General features: G+C 71.9%; 15 protein-coding genes. 10 read left to right on the top strand and 5 right to left on the bottom strand.

Annotation, left to right across the window (positions count from 1 at the left end):
- Positions 1 to 50: 50 nt before the first annotated feature.
- On the top strand, positions 51 to 992 hold the full coding sequence (locus ACFYYB_RS23355) for a LysR substrate-binding domain-containing protein (RefSeq protein WP_389437182.1): 942 nt from the start codon (positions 51 to 53) through the stop codon (positions 990 to 992).
- Positions 993 to 1,016: 24 nt separating this feature from the next.
- On the opposite strand, the gene ACFYYB_RS23350 is transcribed toward ACFYYB_RS23355, so the two are convergent.
- A complete protein-coding gene (locus ACFYYB_RS23350) occupies positions 1,017 to 1,520 on the bottom strand; it encodes a pyridoxamine 5'-phosphate oxidase family protein (RefSeq protein WP_389437181.1) in 504 nt (167 codons plus the stop codon).
- A gap of 76 nt (positions 1,521 to 1,596) precedes the next feature.
- On the opposite strand from ACFYYB_RS23350, the gene ACFYYB_RS23345 reads away from it, so the two are divergent.
- The gene (locus ACFYYB_RS23345; RefSeq protein WP_389437180.1) at positions 1,597 to 2,211 is read left to right on the top strand and encodes a cysteine hydrolase; all 615 of its coding nucleotides are present in this window, start codon (positions 1,597 to 1,599) and stop codon (positions 2,209 to 2,211) included.
- Between the two features lie 67 nt (positions 2,212 to 2,278).
- Complete coding sequence (locus ACFYYB_RS23340; RefSeq protein ID WP_389437179.1) at positions 2,279 to 2,530, top strand: hypothetical protein; 252 nt, start codon at positions 2,279 to 2,281, stop codon at positions 2,528 to 2,530.
- Between the two features lie 33 nt (positions 2,531 to 2,563).
- Here ACFYYB_RS23340 and ACFYYB_RS23335 read toward each other — a convergent pair whose 3' ends face one another.
- Entirely contained in the window at positions 2,564 to 3,040 is a 477-nt protein-coding gene (locus ACFYYB_RS23335; protein ID WP_389437178.1) for a hypothetical protein, read from the bottom strand.
- The gene (locus tag ACFYYB_RS23330; protein ID WP_389437177.1) at positions 3,037 to 4,179 is read right to left on the bottom strand and encodes a molybdopterin-dependent oxidoreductase; all 1,143 of its coding nucleotides are present in this window, start codon (positions 4,177 to 4,179) and stop codon (positions 3,037 to 3,039) included. Before ACFYYB_RS23330 ends, ACFYYB_RS23335 begins: the two co-directional genes overlap by 4 nt.
- 197 nt (positions 4,180 to 4,376) lie before the next feature.
- Here ACFYYB_RS23330 and ACFYYB_RS23325 point away from each other — a divergent pair, with 197 nt between their 5' ends.
- Entirely contained in the window at positions 4,377 to 4,766 is a 390-nt protein-coding gene (locus ACFYYB_RS23325) for a hypothetical protein (protein ID WP_389437176.1), read from the top strand.
- 192 nt (positions 4,767 to 4,958) lie between these two features.
- Here ACFYYB_RS23325 and ACFYYB_RS23320 read toward each other — a convergent pair whose 3' ends face one another.
- Both ACFYYB_RS23320 and ACFYYB_RS23315 read right to left on the bottom strand, forming a co-directional pair.
- Positions 4,959 to 6,578 carry a discoidin domain-containing protein gene (locus ACFYYB_RS23320; protein ID WP_389437175.1) on the bottom strand — a complete coding sequence of 540 codons (1,620 nt, stop codon included), beginning with the start codon at positions 6,576 to 6,578 and terminating at the stop codon, positions 4,959 to 4,961.
- Between the two features lie 194 nt (positions 6,579 to 6,772).
- The gene (locus ACFYYB_RS23315) at positions 6,773 to 8,863 is read right to left on the bottom strand and encodes a glycosyl hydrolase family 8 (protein ID WP_389437174.1); all 2,091 of its coding nucleotides are present in this window, start codon (positions 8,861 to 8,863) and stop codon (positions 6,773 to 6,775) included.
- A gap of 500 nt (positions 8,864 to 9,363) precedes the next feature.
- Between ACFYYB_RS23315 and ACFYYB_RS23310 the strand changes: the two genes are divergently transcribed.
- The 6 genes from ACFYYB_RS23310 (at position 9,364) to ACFYYB_RS23285 (ending at position 15,565) form a co-directional block, all read left to right on the top strand.
- Positions 9,364 to 10,839 (top strand): CehA/McbA family metallohydrolase, encoded by a 1,476-nt coding sequence (locus ACFYYB_RS23310; RefSeq protein ID WP_389437173.1) that lies wholly within the window; start codon positions 9,364 to 9,366, stop codon positions 10,837 to 10,839.
- Between the two features lie 83 nt (positions 10,840 to 10,922).
- Positions 10,923 to 11,762 (top strand): HipA family kinase, encoded by an 840-nt coding sequence (locus ACFYYB_RS23305; protein ID WP_389437172.1) that lies wholly within the window; start codon positions 10,923 to 10,925, stop codon positions 11,760 to 11,762.
- Complete coding sequence (locus tag ACFYYB_RS23300) at positions 11,759 to 12,142, top strand: DUF3037 domain-containing protein (RefSeq protein WP_389437171.1); 384 nt, start codon at positions 11,759 to 11,761, stop codon at positions 12,140 to 12,142. The genes ACFYYB_RS23305 and ACFYYB_RS23300 overlap by 4 nt, the downstream gene beginning before the upstream one ends.
- A 143-nt stretch (positions 12,143 to 12,285) precedes the next feature.
- The gene (gene fabG, locus ACFYYB_RS23295) at positions 12,286 to 13,047 is read left to right on the top strand and encodes a 3-oxoacyl-ACP reductase FabG (protein WP_389437170.1); all 762 of its coding nucleotides are present in this window, start codon (positions 12,286 to 12,288) and stop codon (positions 13,045 to 13,047) included.
- Between the two features lie 20 nt (positions 13,048 to 13,067).
- Entirely contained in the window at positions 13,068 to 13,829 is a 762-nt protein-coding gene (locus tag ACFYYB_RS23290; RefSeq protein ID WP_389437169.1) for an SDR family oxidoreductase, read from the top strand.
- A 152-nt stretch (positions 13,830 to 13,981) separates the two neighbouring features.
- Positions 13,982 to 15,565, top strand: coding sequence for an ABC transporter substrate-binding protein (locus ACFYYB_RS23285; protein ID WP_389437168.1), 1,584 nt, complete (start codon positions 13,982 to 13,984; stop codon positions 15,563 to 15,565).
- The last annotated feature ends 100 nt before the right edge of the window (positions 15,566 to 15,665 follow it).

Genomic DNA, 15,665 nt, shown 5'->3' with positions numbered 1-15,665 from the left:
CTCGTAGGACAAGCGAAAGTTGTTGGGGGCGACGTCGTAGGATCGCTTACATGTTGAACCTGGAGCGACTGCGCACCCTCGACGCCCTCGCCCGCCACGGCTCCGTCAGCGGCGCCGCCGACGGGCTCCACGTCACCACCTCCGCCGTCTCCCAGCAGATGGCCAAGCTGGAACGGGAGGTCGGGCAGCCGCTGCTGGCCAAGAACGGGCGCGGGGTCCGGCTCACCGACGCGGGCCGGCTCCTCGCCGAGCACGCGGCCCGGATCATCTCGCAGGTCGAGCTCGCCCAGGCCGATGTCGAGGCCCGGCGCGGGTGCGCGGTCGGCGAGCTGCGGATCGGCGCCTTCCCCACAGCCATGCGGGGGCTGCTGCCGCAGGTCCTGGCGCGGTTGCGGGCCGAGCACCCCGAACTGCGGCCCCGGGTACGGGAGCAGGAGCCGGAGGAGAGCATGGCCGCCGTGGTACGGGGCGATCTCGACATGGCCCTCGCCATCGACTGGCACAACAAGCGGATGCCCGTACCGGCTGAGCTCACGCGGGCCCATCTCCTGGACGACTCCATGGACATCGCGGTGCCGGCGGGGCATCCGCTGGCCGGCCGCGCCGGGATCTCGCTGGCCGAGTTCGGTGAGGACGACTGGATCTCCTGGACCGAGGGGCAGTTCTGTCACGAGTGGCTCGTCTTCACCCTGCGCGGCACCGGGATCGAGCCCCGGATCGCGCACATCGCGGAGGAGCACCACACGCAACTGGCCTTCGTCGAGGCCGGCCTCGGTGTGTGCGTGGCCCCCCGGCTGGGGCGCGGGCCCGTGCCGCCGGGGGTCCGGCTGCTGCCGGTGTCCGACAGCACGCGGCGCCACGTGTACGTGGTCTGGCGGGCGGACGCCGACCGCCGGCCGTCGATCCGGGCCGCCGTCGAGGCCCTGCGGAGGGCGGCCGCCGCCGGGACCGGGGAGGTCCGGGCGGTCGGCGAGGAGGGAGGCCGGGCCTGATCGGCGGGATCCGAAAGGGGCGGCCTAGATCTTGCGGAAGTCCCAGGACACGATCGAGTCCGGTGTGAGCCGGATCCAGGCGTGCCGTCCGTCGTGCGGCATCTCCGTGATGCCGAAGTTCTTGACGGGGAAGAGGCGCTCCGGCTCGGCCAGTTCCTCGCAGGGTTCGCCCGTACGCGGGGCTTCGCCCACGAAGACGGCCGTGCCGGACAGTTCGACCCCGCGCAGCTCGTCGTAGGCCTCGCCGGAGTCCACGACCACCGAGATCCGCGGGTCCTTGCGGAGGTCGGACCAGCGGCGGCTGCGGGTGATGGAGTACAGCCACAGGGAGGTGCCGTCCCAGACGAACCAGAGCGCGCCCACGTGGGGGCGCCCGTCGGGGGAGACCGTGGCCACCCGGCAGGTGCGCTGCTCGCGCAGGAAGGTGTCCGTCTCCTCGTCGGTCATCATGATGCGGCGGCCCCGCCGTTGTGTCCTGTCCGCGGGTGTGCTGTCGACGAGCGTGCCGTCCACGGGTGTGCTGTCCATGTGGTCCGTGCCCCTTCACATCTGACTGTGTGTCAGGAATCATGCGTGCTCTTCCGTCGCCACGCCAGGGGGAGCCATGCCCGATCTCGATCCCGCCACCACCGCACTGCTCACCGTCGAGTGCCAGAACGGTGTCGTCGGCGAGGAGAGCGCACTCCCCGAATTGGCCAAGGAGGCGCGGGACTCCGGCATGCTGGACCGGGTCGCCGCGCTGGTCGAGGCCGCGCGCGGGGCCGGGGTGCAGGTGCTGCACGCGGTCGCCGAGCGGCGGCCGGACGGGCTGGGGGCCAATACCAACGCGCGGCTGTTCCGGGCCGCGGGGAAGCTGCCGGTGCGGCAGCTGACCGGCAGCCGGGCCGTGGAGCTCGCCGCACCCATCGCCGTCGCGGAGCAGGACCTCGTGGTGCGCCGACTGCACGGGCTCTCCCCGATGGCCGGTACCGACCTGGACGCCCTGCTGCGCAATCTCGGTGTCCGGACCCTCGTCGTCACCGGGGTCTCCTCCAACATCGCGATCCCGAACACCGTCTTCGACGCGGTGAACCTCGGCTACCAGGTCGTGGTTCCCTCCGACGCCATCGCCGGGGTGCCCGCGTCCTGCACCGCCGAGGTGATCCGCAACTCCCTCTCCCTCGTCGCGGCCATCACCACGGCCGAAGCGCTCATCGCCCAGTGGGCCCCGGAGCGCTGACGTCCGTACGGACGCGGGGTCCTGACGGGCCGAAAGCGCCCGGTTCGCGTCCTGCCCCGAGTACCTGGTGGCCCTCATCGGCCTGGGCGTCGCCATCGACCACGCCCTCCTCGTCGTCACCCGCTGGCGGGAGAAGCGGCAGAAGCCCGGAGCCGACGGCCCCGGTAGCGCGGCCCGCCGCGAGGCGGTCGTGCGCTCCGTGGCCAGTGCCGGACGCGTGGCCCCGGCGGACTGGGAGCGCGGCGGACAGCGCGTCGTCGACGTGTGGACGGAGTCCTGGCCTTCACCGCGCCGGCCGCCATCCCCGTCACCGATGTGAAGGTGTTCGCCACCGCCCTGGCCGCGGGCGTCATCATCGACGCCACCGTCGTCCGGGTCTCCTCACCCCGGCGCTGGTGACCCTCCTCGGGTGTTCCGCCTGGTGGTTCCCGAAGGTCTTGGATCGGCCGAGGCGGCCCCGCACCCACCGGGAGAGGTGAAGCAGGGCGGCCGTGGCGGCCACCGCCGCGAGGGCGATCAGCCAGTTGCGCGGATAGTCCAGCGGGAGGGCGGACGGGTTGTTCGGCGTACCGGGGCGCAGGAGTACGGGCAGTGCCACCACGGTCAGGGAGCCGGCCACGGTCAGCGCGCCGCGTACGGTCGTGCTCGCGCGCAGGCCCGTCAGGAGCAGGCCGAGGGCCAGGACCAGGGGGGCGACGAGTCCGTCGTGCACGGCGACGGCGCCGGCCAGCCAGATCGCCACGTCGACGTACTGGCCGCCCCGGAGCAGCAGCGCCGCTCCGTAGCCGAGGAGAGCGACGCCGAGGGCGCCGCAAGCCGCGCGGATCACAGCACCTCCAGCCGGTGGACCCACTTGGTCTGCAGGACGCCGGGCCGGTTCGGCGCGATGATCCGGGCCGGGAAGCCGTGGTCCGGTGACAGTGCCCGGCCGTTCAACCGCAGCGCGAGCAGGGTGAGTTCGTCACGGGCGTAGGTGTGGGCCAGCTCCGTGACGGAGTACGCGCCGCCCCGCTCCATGGAGACCACCCGCACCCGGGCTCCGCGGGGAGCCCCCGCCCGGTCGAGCAGATCCCGGATGCGTACGCCGCTCCAGTCGGCGGACTTGCTCCAGCCCTCCACGCACGCGATCGGCAGCGTCGCCTCGTACTGCCTCATCGCCCGGAGCCCGTCGAGCGTCAGCTCGTACGGACGGGGCCCGGCCACCGTGAGCCGCCAGTCCTCGACGGACACCGCCGCGACACCGGCGGCGACGGCCGTACGGTTCACCGGCAGGCCCTGCGGCCCGTGGTCGGGGTGCCGGGGGGCCAGCAGGTCGAACCGCCCCAGCGGGGTGAAGGACTGGCCGGCCGTCGTGAGGGTGACGGCGCCGACCGCGGCGAAGACTCCGGTGAGCAGCGCACGCCGGTTCGGGCCGTCCTCGGCCGGCAGCGCGAGCGTGCCGGCCGACCCGCGGCTCCAATGTGCCTTGATATCCGGTGCTTTGAGGGCGATGTGCAGCACCAGCGCGCCGGTGAACGTCCAGCCCAGGGCGTAGTGCACCTGGACGAAATCGAACGGCCAGGGGTACCACTGCGCGGTGTTGAGCAGTCCGGTGAACAGTTCCAGGACGGCCGACGCGACGAGCAGCGCCGCCGACAGCCGTTCCAGTCCGTGGCGGACCGACCGCACGGCGGGCCACTCGAACAGCCGCGGATAGACGGTCCACATCTTCGCCAACAGCAGCGGAACGGCGGCGATGCCGCTCGCGACGTGGAGTCCCTGGGTCAGCCGGTAGCCCCCCGAGGGGCGGCTGGGCAGGTCGTCGGCGAGCCAGGCGGGCGGATGCTGGAGGCAGTGGCTGACGAGCCCGGTGACGAAGCACAATACGACCGCCACGGCCAGCCAACGGCCGATCGCCGTCGCCGTCCGGGCGTCGTGGAGCCGCCCGGAGAACCCCGGCGGACGGAGTGGAGGGACGCGCAGTTTCATGAGCCCATGACACCTGCCGAGGGGCCTGAACGGGGGCCTGAGCGCCTTACGAAACCCTGACGGCGATCCATCAAGCGCGGCTGTCTTCCGAGTTGAGTCCCGTGACCGATCATCGACCCCGACAACCCGCCCCACCGGGCCCCTGCGGTCCCTTGCCCGCCCGGCGGGCATCACCGGCGAAGAGGAGCGGCATCTTCATGGAAGACGAGGCGGGCGACGTGGTGGCCGCCGCCACGGCGATCGTGCGTGCGGCGGCGGACAGGCGGGCGCGGCAGGACCGGGTCGTGCGGGCGGGGGCGTGGCTGTCGAGCGCGGCGTTCCTCGCCGGGTGCCCGTCCGGTCTGTGGTGGCAGGGGGACCGGGCGAACATCCCGCTCGTCGGACGGGTGCTCGCGAGCTGGGGACCGGGTCGGGCGATGCCCTGCCCCACCGGCCTGGTCGGGCTGCTGCTGCTGGTGTTCGCGGCCCTCTTCGTGGCCGCCGGGGTCGGCGCCCTGTGGTGCGGCGCCGCCGACGTCGCCCGGCGCGAGAGCCCGTTCGCCCGCTACGACCGCGACGGCCACCGGTCCGCCCAGCGGCGTAGGTGAGCCCGGCCGGCCGGGCCGCGCGCCACCGGGGCGGCCGGCGGTCCGGTTCGGACGGGGGAGGCAGCCGCCGAAGAAGCGCGCGTCCACGTGGTCCCCGCGACGCTCCGGCGCCACGGCATCAGGTGACGCCGGCGGGCCCCGACCGGCCCGGCCCAAGGGGCCGGGCCGGTCGGGGCGTTCAGGGCGGTCCGGTCAGGGAGTGACGGGAACGTTCGTCAGCCCCGTGACCGCGCGGGTGACGGTATTGCCGGCACGGACGACGTTCGGGTCGGCGATGCACTTGGAGACCGAGGTGATCTTGATGGCGTAGGCGCCGACACCCCCGAGGTCCGAGGTGTTGCCGCGCCAGACGTTGCCACAGCCGTTGGCGAACGAAGGGGTCGTCGACGGGTTGTGGGTCTCGTAGCCGTTGGCGAAGGTGCCGGGAGCGGCGAAGGTGCCCGTATTGTTCTCGATGAGGTACCCGATGCCCTTGGCGTCGACCCAGGAGTCCGCGGAGTTCTCCCCCGAGATCCCGGTCCCGTCGAAGGTGTTGCCGCGGATCACCCCGCCCGTGGTGCCCTCCTTGATGTCGATGTGCTCGGCGGCCACGTTCGGCCCGATCCGGTTGTTCAGCACCTGGACCCGGTCCGAGCGGTCCACCCCGCCCTGGTTGCCGTGGCAGCCCCAGTTGGAGCCGGCCGAGCCGATGTAGACGGCCTCGCCGTAGCCGGGCTGGACCAGGCCGGTGTGCGTGAGGGTGGAGTTGCGGATCACGCCGTCGGCGGACGAGCGCCGGAAGTGCACCGCCTCGTCCTCCACGTGGTGGACCGACAGCCCGTCGAGGGTGACGTGGTGGGAGTTGTCGAGGACGACCCCCTTCTTGGAGTCCCTGACGGTGAACCCGGTCAGGTTCCAGTACGGGGCGTCGTACAGCCACAGCCCGTACCCCGGGTCCCAGCCGCCGCCGGGCGCCGGACAGGACGGGGCGGTGCCGGAGGGGCCGTCGTTCACCAGCACCGCGCCCGCCGGCCCGCTGAGCGTGATGGGCGCCGCTGCCGTACCCGCCCGCTGGGTCACGAAGGCGCCCCGGTACTCCCCGGCCGCCAGCCGGATCGTCTGCCCGGGCTGCGCCGCCGCCAGCGCGCTCTGCAACTGGGCGGCGGTGGACACGTCCACGACCGGGCCGCCCTGGCCCGCCTGGGTGGTGGCGCTCACCGCGCCGCTCGCGGCGGAGGCGTTCCCGGCCGCGTCGTGCGCCTTGACCGTGTAGCCATACGTGGTGGAGGCGGTCAGCCCGGAGTCGGTGTACGAGGTCCCGCTCACCGAGCCGACGAACGTGCCGCCCCGGAAGACGTCGTAGCCGGTGACGCCGACGTTGTCGGTGGCCGCGTTCCAGGCCAGCGAGACGCTGCCCGAGGTGGTCCCCGTGGTCCGCAGACCGCCCGGGACGCTCGGCGGGGTGGTGTCGGAGCCGCCGGAGACGGGGGAGCCGTACACCTCGAACTCCCAGAGGGAGTAGCCGTACGCGGTGCCTCGCGCGGTCCCGTACATCCGGACGTGGCGGCCGGTCCCGCTGACCGTGAGGTCGTCGGTCGCGCCGTCGCCGGTGCTGGTGGAGTGGATGTCGGTCCAGTTCGTGCCGTCGTCGGAGGTCTGGATCTTGTACGTCTTCGCGTACGCGGCCTCCCAGGTGAGCTTCACCCGGCTGATGGTGTGGGCCGCTCCGAGGTCGACGCGGATCCACTGCGGGTCCACGCCCTCCGCGCTGGCCCAGCGGGTGCCGGCGACGCCGTCCACCGCGAGGGAGGCCGGGAAGGCGCTCGTCTCCACGGACGAGGCCGTCGTGGGCCTGCCCGCCGAGACCGGGCCGTCGGCGGCCTGCGCCTGCGGAAGGGGGATGAGGGAGGCGGACAGGAGGCCGGCCAGCAGCAGGACTGTTCCCCTTGCTCTTCCGCTTCCTCTTCCTCGGGTTCTTCGAGGTCTTCCCGTTCTTGGCCTGCTGCGCATGACGACTCCTTCTCGGGTTACGGGACCCAGTGGTTGCCGGAGGCCGTGATCATGACCTGGAGCTGGATGCTCGCCGAGAAGTAGCTGCTGGTGTCGATGGGCGTGGTCAGCATCTTGTTCCACAGCGCGTCCAGCCAGGCCTGGCTGCCCGTGTCCGTCATGGCCGCCAGCGCGAACGGAGCGAAGTACGCCGCCTCGCTGCCCGCCGAGATCTGCGTGCCGTCGAGCTTGTAGCCGATGGCGATCTTGTTCGGGTCGCCGCCCGTCTTGGCCTTGATCCAGCTGTTGATCTTCCGCGCCGAGGCGAGGGACTTGGGGTCTCCGCTGGTCACCGCGTCGTCCGCGATCCGCCACGGGGTCCGGCAGGCGTTCCACCAGTAGGCGCCGTCGTTCGGGTCCTCCAGGACCTGGCCCGGGGCGGGCTTGGGGGTGGTGTTGGTGGTGACGACGAAGTCGGGCAGGAGCCCGGTGTTCGGCGCGTAGGACGCCTGCAGGTTGGTGATCTGGTTCTGGTGCGCGGTGCGGACGGTGTCCCAGGCCGCGTCGCCGGTCGCCGCCCGGAAGGCCCGGAAGTGGTCCACCATCCAGTCCGAGGTGCGGGAGATGTAGTAGTACTGGTCGCCCGAGCTGCTCCAGTCGCCGAGCTTCAGCAGGTTGGTGGTGGGGTTGAGCTCGTCCTTCTTGATCGCGTTGATGTGCTTGATCGCGAGGGCCTTGTAGTTGTACGTGCCCGCGCTGCCCCACTGCTTGTCGGCGAGCAGCAGCCCGTAGGCCACGTCCATGTCGCCGTCCGTCGCGCCGTCACCGCCGTTGACGCTCCGGCAGGCGGTGTCCTGCTCGGCGGCCAGCAGGTTCGCGTTGACCGACGAGGGGTGGTCGATCATCCACTTGGTCAGACCGTCGAAGATCTTCTTCGCGTCCGGGTCGGCGCCGGCCATCGTCGCGGCGATCGCCATGCCGTACCCCTGGGCCTCGGCGACGTACGGGTGGTCCGCGTCGGGGGAGATGACCTGGTACCAGCCGTTGCCGCAGTTCTGCCGGACGAACGCGGACTTCCAGGCGTTGTAGTAGTCGACGGTCTTCTGGTCGAGGGTGCCCTGGGCGCCGGACGGCTTCAGGGTCCCGGCCGCGTAGGGCCGGGTGTGGCTGCCGAACGGGACCCCGGGACCCGAGCCGCTCGCGGGGAGGGTGGTGACGCCGAGGGTGTTGCTCGCCGCGGAGGAGTTGCCGGCGGCGTCCCGTGCCTTGACGGTGTACGCGTAGGCGGTGGAGGCCGTCAGGCCGGTGTCCGTGTACGAGGTTCCGGTGGCGCTTCCGACGAGCGTGCCGCCCCGGTAGACCTCGTAGCCGGTGACGCCGACGTTGTCGGTGGCCGCGTTCCAGGCGAGCGAGACGCTGTTCGCGGTGGTGGCCGTCGAGCGCAGGCTGCCGGGGACGCTCGGCGGGGTGGTGTCGGAGCCGCCGGAGACGGGGTTGCCGTAGACCTCGAACTCGAAGAGGGAGTAGCCGTAGGCGGTGCCCCGGGCCGTGCCGTGGACGCGGACGTAGCGGCCGGTCCCGGTGAGGGTCAGGTCGTCGGTCGCTCCGTTGCCGGTGCTGGTGGAGTGGATGTCGGTCCAGTTCGTGCCGTCGTCGGAGGTCTGGATCTTGTAGGTCTTCGCGTACGCGGCCTCCCAGGTGAGCTTCACCCGGCTGATGGTGTGGGCCGTTCCGAGGTCGACGCGGATCCACTGCGGGTCCACGCCCTCCACACTGGCCCAGCGTGAGGTGGCGTTGCCGTCCACGGCCTTGCCCGCCTCGAAGCCGCTCCCCTCCACCGAGGACGCCGTCGCCGGCTTGCCCTGCGAGACCAGGACGGGTGCGGCGGCGCGGCTGCCGGTGTTGCTCGCCGCGAAGGCGTTGCCGGCGGCGTCCCGTGCCTTGACGGTGTGCGCGTAGGCGCTGGAGGGCGTGCTTGCGGCGGCCGTCGCGGCCGTCGAGGTCGGGGCGCTGAGGGCGGTGAGCCCCGCCACGGCGGAGGCGAGGGCGGCCAGGCCCGCGAGCGGGCGGTGCCAGCGGGGAGGGCGGCTGTCTCTCCGCGCGGAAGGTTGCTGATGTGCGTGTGACATCGGGCGTCCTCGGGTGAGTGCTGCGCGAGTGGGGGGAGCGGCCGATTCGCAACCGGCCAATGGTTAGGAAAAGTTCCTAACCATTGGCCGGGAGAGTAGAAACGGAACGGGGGGTCGCGCAAGACCCTGGGCGAGATCCATCCATGGGATTGGCGTCCGCATGTGCGGCTGAAGATCGTTGTGGGGGAGTCGAGTTGGTGGGTCCGGGTAGGTGACCAGCCACGAGCGGTGCTCGAAGCTCCGGCGCCCGCGGCTCCGGCGGACTCGTGGGGGAGGCCCGTCCGGCCGCGCGCGGAGGCGATCCGGCCGGCCTCGCGGACCGGGCCGGACCGTTCCGGTGCCGACGGGCCGATCCGGGCCGAACGCGGCGGCGCCCGCCCCCTGCCGGGAGGTACTCGGGGGAGGTCCGGCCCGTCCGGCGCGCACGGACGTGCGGATGCCTGGACGCCAACGGGCCGGTGTTCACGCCGGATTCACCTTCTCCGGCGACGCTCGGCCCCATGGCCCTCAGTAGACGAGCACTGCTGGCACAGGCAACCGCGGCGGCCACCGTCGCCGCCACCCCCTCCGTCGCGGCCGCGGCCGCGGAAACGGAGCCGACCACCACCACGATCCTGCGCGGCACGATCGGGCCGGGCGCCCCGGACTTCGTGTACGTTCCCCTGGATGTCCCCCCGGGCATGCGCGAGTTGCGCGTCTCCTACCGCTACGACAAGCCGCCCACCCCGCCCGGCACCCCGGGCAACGCCCTCGACATGGGCTTGTTCGACCAGCGCGGCACCGCGCTCGGCGGCCGTGGTTTCCGCGGCTGGTCCGGCGGCGCGCGCAGCGAGTTCTTCCTCCGCGCCGACGAGGCCACCCCCGGCTACCTGCCCGGCCCGCTGGAGCCCGGCCGCTGGCACATCGCGCTCGGCCCCTACACCGTGGCCCCCCAGGGCCTGTCGTACGAGATCACCGCCGTGCTGACGTACGGCGAACCGGCGGCCCCCGCTCCCGCGGCCTACCCGCCCGAGCGGATCCCCGGCCGAGGCCGAGCCTGGTACCGCGGGGACTGCCACGTGCACTCCGTGCACTCCGACGGGCGGCGGACCCCGGCGGAGATGGCCGGCCTCGCGCGTGCCGCGGGCCTGGACTTCGTCAACACCTCCGAACACAACACGCACAGCTCCCACACCGCCTGGACGGGCGCCGCCGAGCAGGGCCTGCTCGTCCTCACCGGGGAGGAGGTCACCACCCGCACGGGCCATGTCCTCGCCATAGGCACCGCCCCGGGCACCTTCGTCGACTGGCGCTACCGTTCCCGGGACGGCCGCTTCGAGCGCTTCGCCCGCGCCGTCCGGCGGGCGGGCGGACTCGTCGTACCCGCCCACCCCCACGCCACCTGCATCGGCTGCGCCTGGAAGTTCGGCTTCGGCGAGGCCGACGCCGTGGAAGTGTGGAACGGCGCCTGGACCCCCGACGACGAGGTCTCCCTGGCCTCCTGGGACGCCACCCTACGCGGAGCCCACGGCGACCGCTGGCTCCCGGCCCTGGCGCACAGCGACTACCACCGCGATCCGGACCGCATCGGCGGGCCCCAGACCGTGGTCCTGGCCGACGACCTGTCCCGCACGGCGATCCTGGCGGGCCTGCGCGCCGGCCGCGCCTACGCCGCGGAATCCTCCGCCGTCTCCCTCGACTTCAGCGCCGTCAGCCCCCGCGGGGCCCATGCGGGCATCGGGGAGCGGCTGCGGGCCGGCGACCCGGCCGCGGAGGTCCTCGTACGGCTGTCGGTGACCGGTGCGGAGGGCTGCGACCTGCGGTTGGTCACGGACCAGGGGCTGGTCCTCACGGCGCCGGGGGCGAGCTCCCTGGAGTGGCGCACGACGCCGGCGCGGGCCGCTTACGTCCGCGCGGAGGTCCGGCACCCGGCGCAGGCGCCACCCCTGCCCGGCGCACCCGCCGCCTTCACCAACCCCATCTGGCTGGACGGCTGACCAGGACGCGGAAGGCGGCTCCGCCCCGAGCCGCCGGAGGAGCGGCCGGACCCCGCGCCGTGATCGCCGGTTAGCCTGGGGAAATGCTCACAGAAGTGATCGCGACCCGTTACGTCACGCCCTTGCGGGAGGGCGGCTCGCTCCCCGGAATCGTCGAAGCCGACGACCTCGGTACGTACGTCATGAAGTTCACCGGAGCCGGCCAGGGCCGCAAGACCCTGGTGGCCGAGGTCATCTGCGGCCGGCTGGCCCAGCGGCTGGGACTGCGCGTTCCCCGGCTGGTGCAGATGCAGCTCGACCCGGTCATCGGGCTCGGCGAACCCGACCAAGAGGTCCAGGAGCTGCTGAAGGCCAGCGGCGGGCTGAACCTGGGGATGGACTACCTCCCCGGCTCGATCGGCTTCGACCCGCTCGCGTACCAGGTGGACCCCGTGGAGGCGGGGCGCGTGGTCTGGTTCGACGCGCTGATCAACAACGTCGACCGGTCCTGGCGCAATCCGAACATGCTGGTCTGGCACGGGGACCTCTGGCTCATCGACCACGGCGCCACCATGATCTGGCACCACAACTGGCCCACCGCCGGGAGCGCCGCCGCCAAGCCGTACAACGCCTCCGACCACGTGCTGGCCCCGGCCGGCCCGGACATCGCCGCGGCGGCGGCCGCGCTCGCTCCGCTGGTCACCGAGGAACTGCTGACCGAGGTCGCGGCCGACGTGCCCGACGAATGGCTGGTCGACGAGCCGGGCTTCGACTCCACCGACGCGCTGCGCCGCGCCTATGTGGAGGCCCTGCTGCCGCGTGCGGCCACGATCCACGAGAGGATCACGATGGAGGCCGAGGCGAAGGTCCGGTCGGGTCCGCCCGGCTGGCTCGCCGACCGCCTCGACCCCCGTCCCCGGAAGATGAAGAGCGACAGCGAGTGATCAAGCGGGACGTGTTCGAGTACGCGCTGGTGCGCGTGGTGCCCCGGATGGAGCGCGGCGAGTGTTTCAACGCCGGCGTGATCGTCTACTGCCGGGCGCATTCCTACGTCCGTGCCCGCACCCACCTCGACGAGGCCAAGCTCCTCGCACTGGACCCGGGGGCCGACGTGGCCGGAGTGCGGGCCGCCCTGCGCGGCGTCGAGGGCGTGTGCGCCGGCGGTGAGTCCGCGGGGCAGGCCGCGGGTGACGACGCGGGGCGGCGCTTCCGGTGGCTGATCGCGCCGCGCAGCACGGTGGTGCAGCCGGGTCCGGTGCATACGGGCCTGACGGCCGACCCCGCCGCGGAGGTGGAGCGGCTGCTGGACCTCCTGGTCCGGTGAGGCACTGACGGCCATCGCGTCGGGAGCCCTGGAACGCGGTGGCGTTGACACCGGGTGCCAGGGCTCCTAGCGTCTCCTCAGCTGAAGCTACTAAGCGGTTGCTCACCTCTGAGGGCCGCTTTCCCAGTGCGAGGAGATCCAGCATGTCCACCACCGAGCAGCGCGTCGCGATCGTGACCGGGGCGGCCCGGGGCATCGGCGCGGCCACCGCCGTACGCCTGGCCGCCGAAGGCCGGGCGGTCGCCGTACTCGACCTGGACGAGGCGGCCTGCAAGGACACCGTGGAGACCATCACGGCGGCCGGCGGCACGGCCGTCGCGATCGGCTGCGACGTGTCCGACAGCGCGCAGGTGGAGGCCGCCGTCGAACGGGTGGCGAGCCTGCTCGGTGCCCCGACCATCCTGGTCAACAATGCGGGTGTGCTGCGGGACAACCTGCTGTTCAAGATGAGCGACACCGACTGGGACACCGTCATGAACGTTCACCTGCGCGGTGCGTTCCTGATGTCGAAGGCCTGTCAGAAGCACATGGTGGCAGCCAAGTTCGGCCGGATCGTGAGCCTCTCCAGCAGCTCCGCCCTCGGCAACCGCGGCCAGGCCAACTACTCGGCGGCCAAGGCCGGTCTGCAGGGCTTCACCAAGACCCTGGCCATCGAGCTCGGCAAGTTCGGCATCACCGCGAACGCCGTCGCTCCCGGGTTCATCGTCACCGAGATGACCGCCCACACGGCCGCCCGTGTCGGCATGGACTTCGAGGACTTCCAGACCGCGGCGGCCACCCAGATCCCGGTGCAGCGCGTCGGGCGCCCGGACGACGTGGCGAACGCCATCGCCTTCTTCACCGGCGAGGCCGCCGGCTTCGTCTCCGGCCAGGTCATGTACGTGGCCGGCGGCCCGCTCAGCTGACGAAAGGCAGGGTGCACGTCATGACGTACGACGGAACGGACAGCGGCAAGGTCGCGCTGATCACCGGGGCGAGCCGGGGCATCGGCTACGGCATCGCCGAGGCCCTGGTGGCGCGCGGCGACCGGCTCTGCATCACCGGCCGCAACGAGGAGGCCCTCAAGGAGGCCGTCGAGCGGCTCGGTGCGGACCGGGTGATCGCGGTCGCGGGCAAGGCGCACGACGAGGCCCATCAGGCCGTCGCGGTGGAACGCACGATGGAGGCCTTCGGCCGCGTCGACTTCCTGATCAACAACGCGGGCACCAACCCCGTCTTCGGGCCGATCGCGGACCTGGACCTCGGGGTCGCCCGCAAGGTCTTCGAGACCAACGTGATCTCGGCGCTCGGCTTCGCCCAGCGGACCTGGCACGCCTGGCAGAAGGAGAACGGCGGTGCGATCGTCAACATCGCCTCCATCGCCGGGGTCTCCGCCTCGCCCTTCATCGGGGCGTACGGGATGAGCAAGGCGGCCATGGTCAACCTGACCCTTCAGCTCGCCCACGAGATGGCGCCGGGGGTCCGGGTCAACGCCATCGCGCCGGCGGTGGTGAAGACCAGGTTCGCGCAGGCCCTCTACGAGGGGCGCGAGCAGGAGGCGGCGGCGGCCTATCCGCTCGGCCGGCTCGGGGTCCCGGAGGACATCGGAGGGGCCGCGGCCTTTCTTACATCTGCACAAGCGGAATGGATCACAGGACAAACTCTCGTCGTCGACGGGGGAATGTTCCTCAATGCCGGGGTGCATTGACCGATAATCGGACGCATTTGCCTCCGAAGGGGAGGCAAATGCGTACCGAATAGGCATGTAATCGGTCAAGTGCCTCACGAAACCTACCCATTGGTTTCGTGATGCTCTGCGGTAGGGTCTGCCGCACCCCTGGCTGATCGAGGAGCGTGCACGTGTTCAACCGGACCAGATGCCTGCAGATCACTGCGGCCCTTGCGTCCATATCCCTGCTCTCCGGATGCGGCCTGTTCTCGGACGACGGCGGCAATGGAGACCAGCGGATTGTCGTCGGAACGACGAGCGCACCCACGACCCTCGATCCGGCGGCGGCCTGGGACGGCTCATGGGAGCTCTACCGGAACGTCTACCAGACGCTGCTGGCGTTCCCCACGGGTGCCACCAAGCCCCAGCCGGACGCCGCCTCGAGCTGCGAGTTCACCGACGCCGGGAACGAGTCGTACCGCTGCACGGTGCGCAAGGGCCTGAAGTTCTCCGACGGCGAGCCGCTCGACGCCAAGGCCGTCAAGCACTCGCTGGACCGGATCAAGACCATCGACGCCCCGTCCGGCCCCAAGGCCCTCTTCGGCAGCCTCGACAAGATCGAGACCCCGGACGCGCAGACGGTGGTCTTCCACCTGAACACCCCGGACGCCACCTTCCCCTTCGTGCTCGGCTCCCCGGCCGCCTCGCTCGTCTCGCCGAAGCAGTACCCGGCCGACAAGCTGCGCCAGGGCGACAAGGTCACGGGCTCCGGCCCTTACACCCTGGAGTCGTACAAGGAGGCCGGCGAGGCGGTCCTGAACCGCAACGAGACCTACAACGGCTTCGCCAACCGCCGCAACGGCGGGGTCACCATCCGCTACTTCGCGGACTCCAAGAAGATGATCGCCGCCCTCAAGGGCAAGGAGATCGACGCGACCTACCGCGGCCTCTCCGCCGACGAGGTCAAGGACCTCCAGTCCCCGGCGTCGCACGACGCGGGCGTCCAGGTCGTCGAGAACGTCGGCTCGGAGATCCGCTACCTGGTCTTCAACCCCTCGGACCCGCAGGTCGCGAAGGCCGAGGTGCGCCGGGCCATCGCGCAGATCGTCGACCGCGGGGCGCTCGTCTCGAAGGTCTACCAGGGCACCGCCGAGCCGCTCTACTCGATGGTCCCCAAGGGCGTCGTCGGCCACCGGACGCCGTTCTACGACTCCTACGGCCAGCCGGACGTGGCCAAGGCCAAGAAGGCCCTCAAAGAGGCCGGGATCCCGACGCCGGTGCCCCTGACCTTCTGGTACACCACCGACCGCTACGGCGCCTCCACGGCGGACGAGTTCACCGAGCTCAAGCGCCAGCTCGACGAGAGCGGGCTCTTCAAGATCACCCTGCGCGGGCAGCCCTGGAAGACCTTCCAGGAGGGCTACAAGAAGGGCGAGTACCCGATCTTCGGCCGCGGCTGGTTCCCCGACTTCCCGGACCCCGACAACTTCATCGCGCCGTTCGTCGGCAAGGAGAACGCGGTCGGCACCCCGTACGAGTCGAAGGAGATCGTGGACGTCCTCCTGCCCAAGTCCCGCCGCGAGAGCGACCGGTCGGCCGGCGTCCACGAATTCGAGAAGGCCCAGCAGATCTTCGCCGACGACGTCCGGCTGCTGCCCCTGTGGCAGGGCAAGCTGTACGTCGCCGCCCGCGAGGACATCGCCGGCGCCGAGCGGGCGCTCGACCCGCAGACCGTCATGCAGGTGTGGGAGCTGTACCGCAAGACCAGCTGGTAGCAGGCCCGTACGCCGCCCCGCCCGTCCGCACCGCCCACCCGGGCGGGGCGGGCGGGCGTCGCGCTGTCAGTGGCCACCGGTAAGTTCTGGAGCAGTCGCG

Source organism: Streptomyces sp. NPDC002886 (assembly GCF_042888445.1).
Lineage (GTDB): Bacteria > Actinomycetota > Actinomycetes > Streptomycetales > Streptomycetaceae > Streptomyces.
This window is presented reverse-complemented; position numbering and strand designations above follow the sequence as displayed.

Coding starts and splice junctions, on each gene's coding strand:
- ACFYYB_RS23355 (WP_389437182.1), top strand. CDS start 51: ATGTTGAACCTGGAGCGACTGCGCACCCTCGACGCCCTCGCCCGCCAC.
- ACFYYB_RS23350 (WP_389437181.1), bottom strand. CDS start 1,520: ATGGACAGCACACCCGTGGACGGCACGCTCGTCGACAGCACACCCGCG.
- ACFYYB_RS23345 (WP_389437180.1), top strand. CDS start 1,597: ATGCCCGATCTCGATCCCGCCACCACCGCACTGCTCACCGTCGAGTGC.
- ACFYYB_RS23330 (WP_389437177.1), bottom strand. CDS start 4,179: ATGAAACTGCGCGTCCCTCCACTCCGTCCGCCGGGGTTCTCCGGGCGG.
- ACFYYB_RS23325 (WP_389437176.1), top strand. CDS start 4,377: ATGGAAGACGAGGCGGGCGACGTGGTGGCCGCCGCCACGGCGATCGTG.
- ACFYYB_RS23315 (WP_389437174.1), bottom strand. CDS start 8,863: ATGTCACACGCACATCAGCAACCTTCCGCGCGGAGAGACAGCCGCCCT.
- ACFYYB_RS23310 (WP_389437173.1), top strand. CDS start 9,364: ATGGCCCTCAGTAGACGAGCACTGCTGGCACAGGCAACCGCGGCGGCC.
- ACFYYB_RS23305 (WP_389437172.1), top strand. CDS start 10,923: ATGCTCACAGAAGTGATCGCGACCCGTTACGTCACGCCCTTGCGGGAG.
- fabG (WP_389437170.1), top strand. CDS start 12,286: ATGTCCACCACCGAGCAGCGCGTCGCGATCGTGACCGGGGCGGCCCGG.
- ACFYYB_RS23290 (WP_389437169.1), top strand. CDS start 13,068: ATGACGTACGACGGAACGGACAGCGGCAAGGTCGCGCTGATCACCGGG.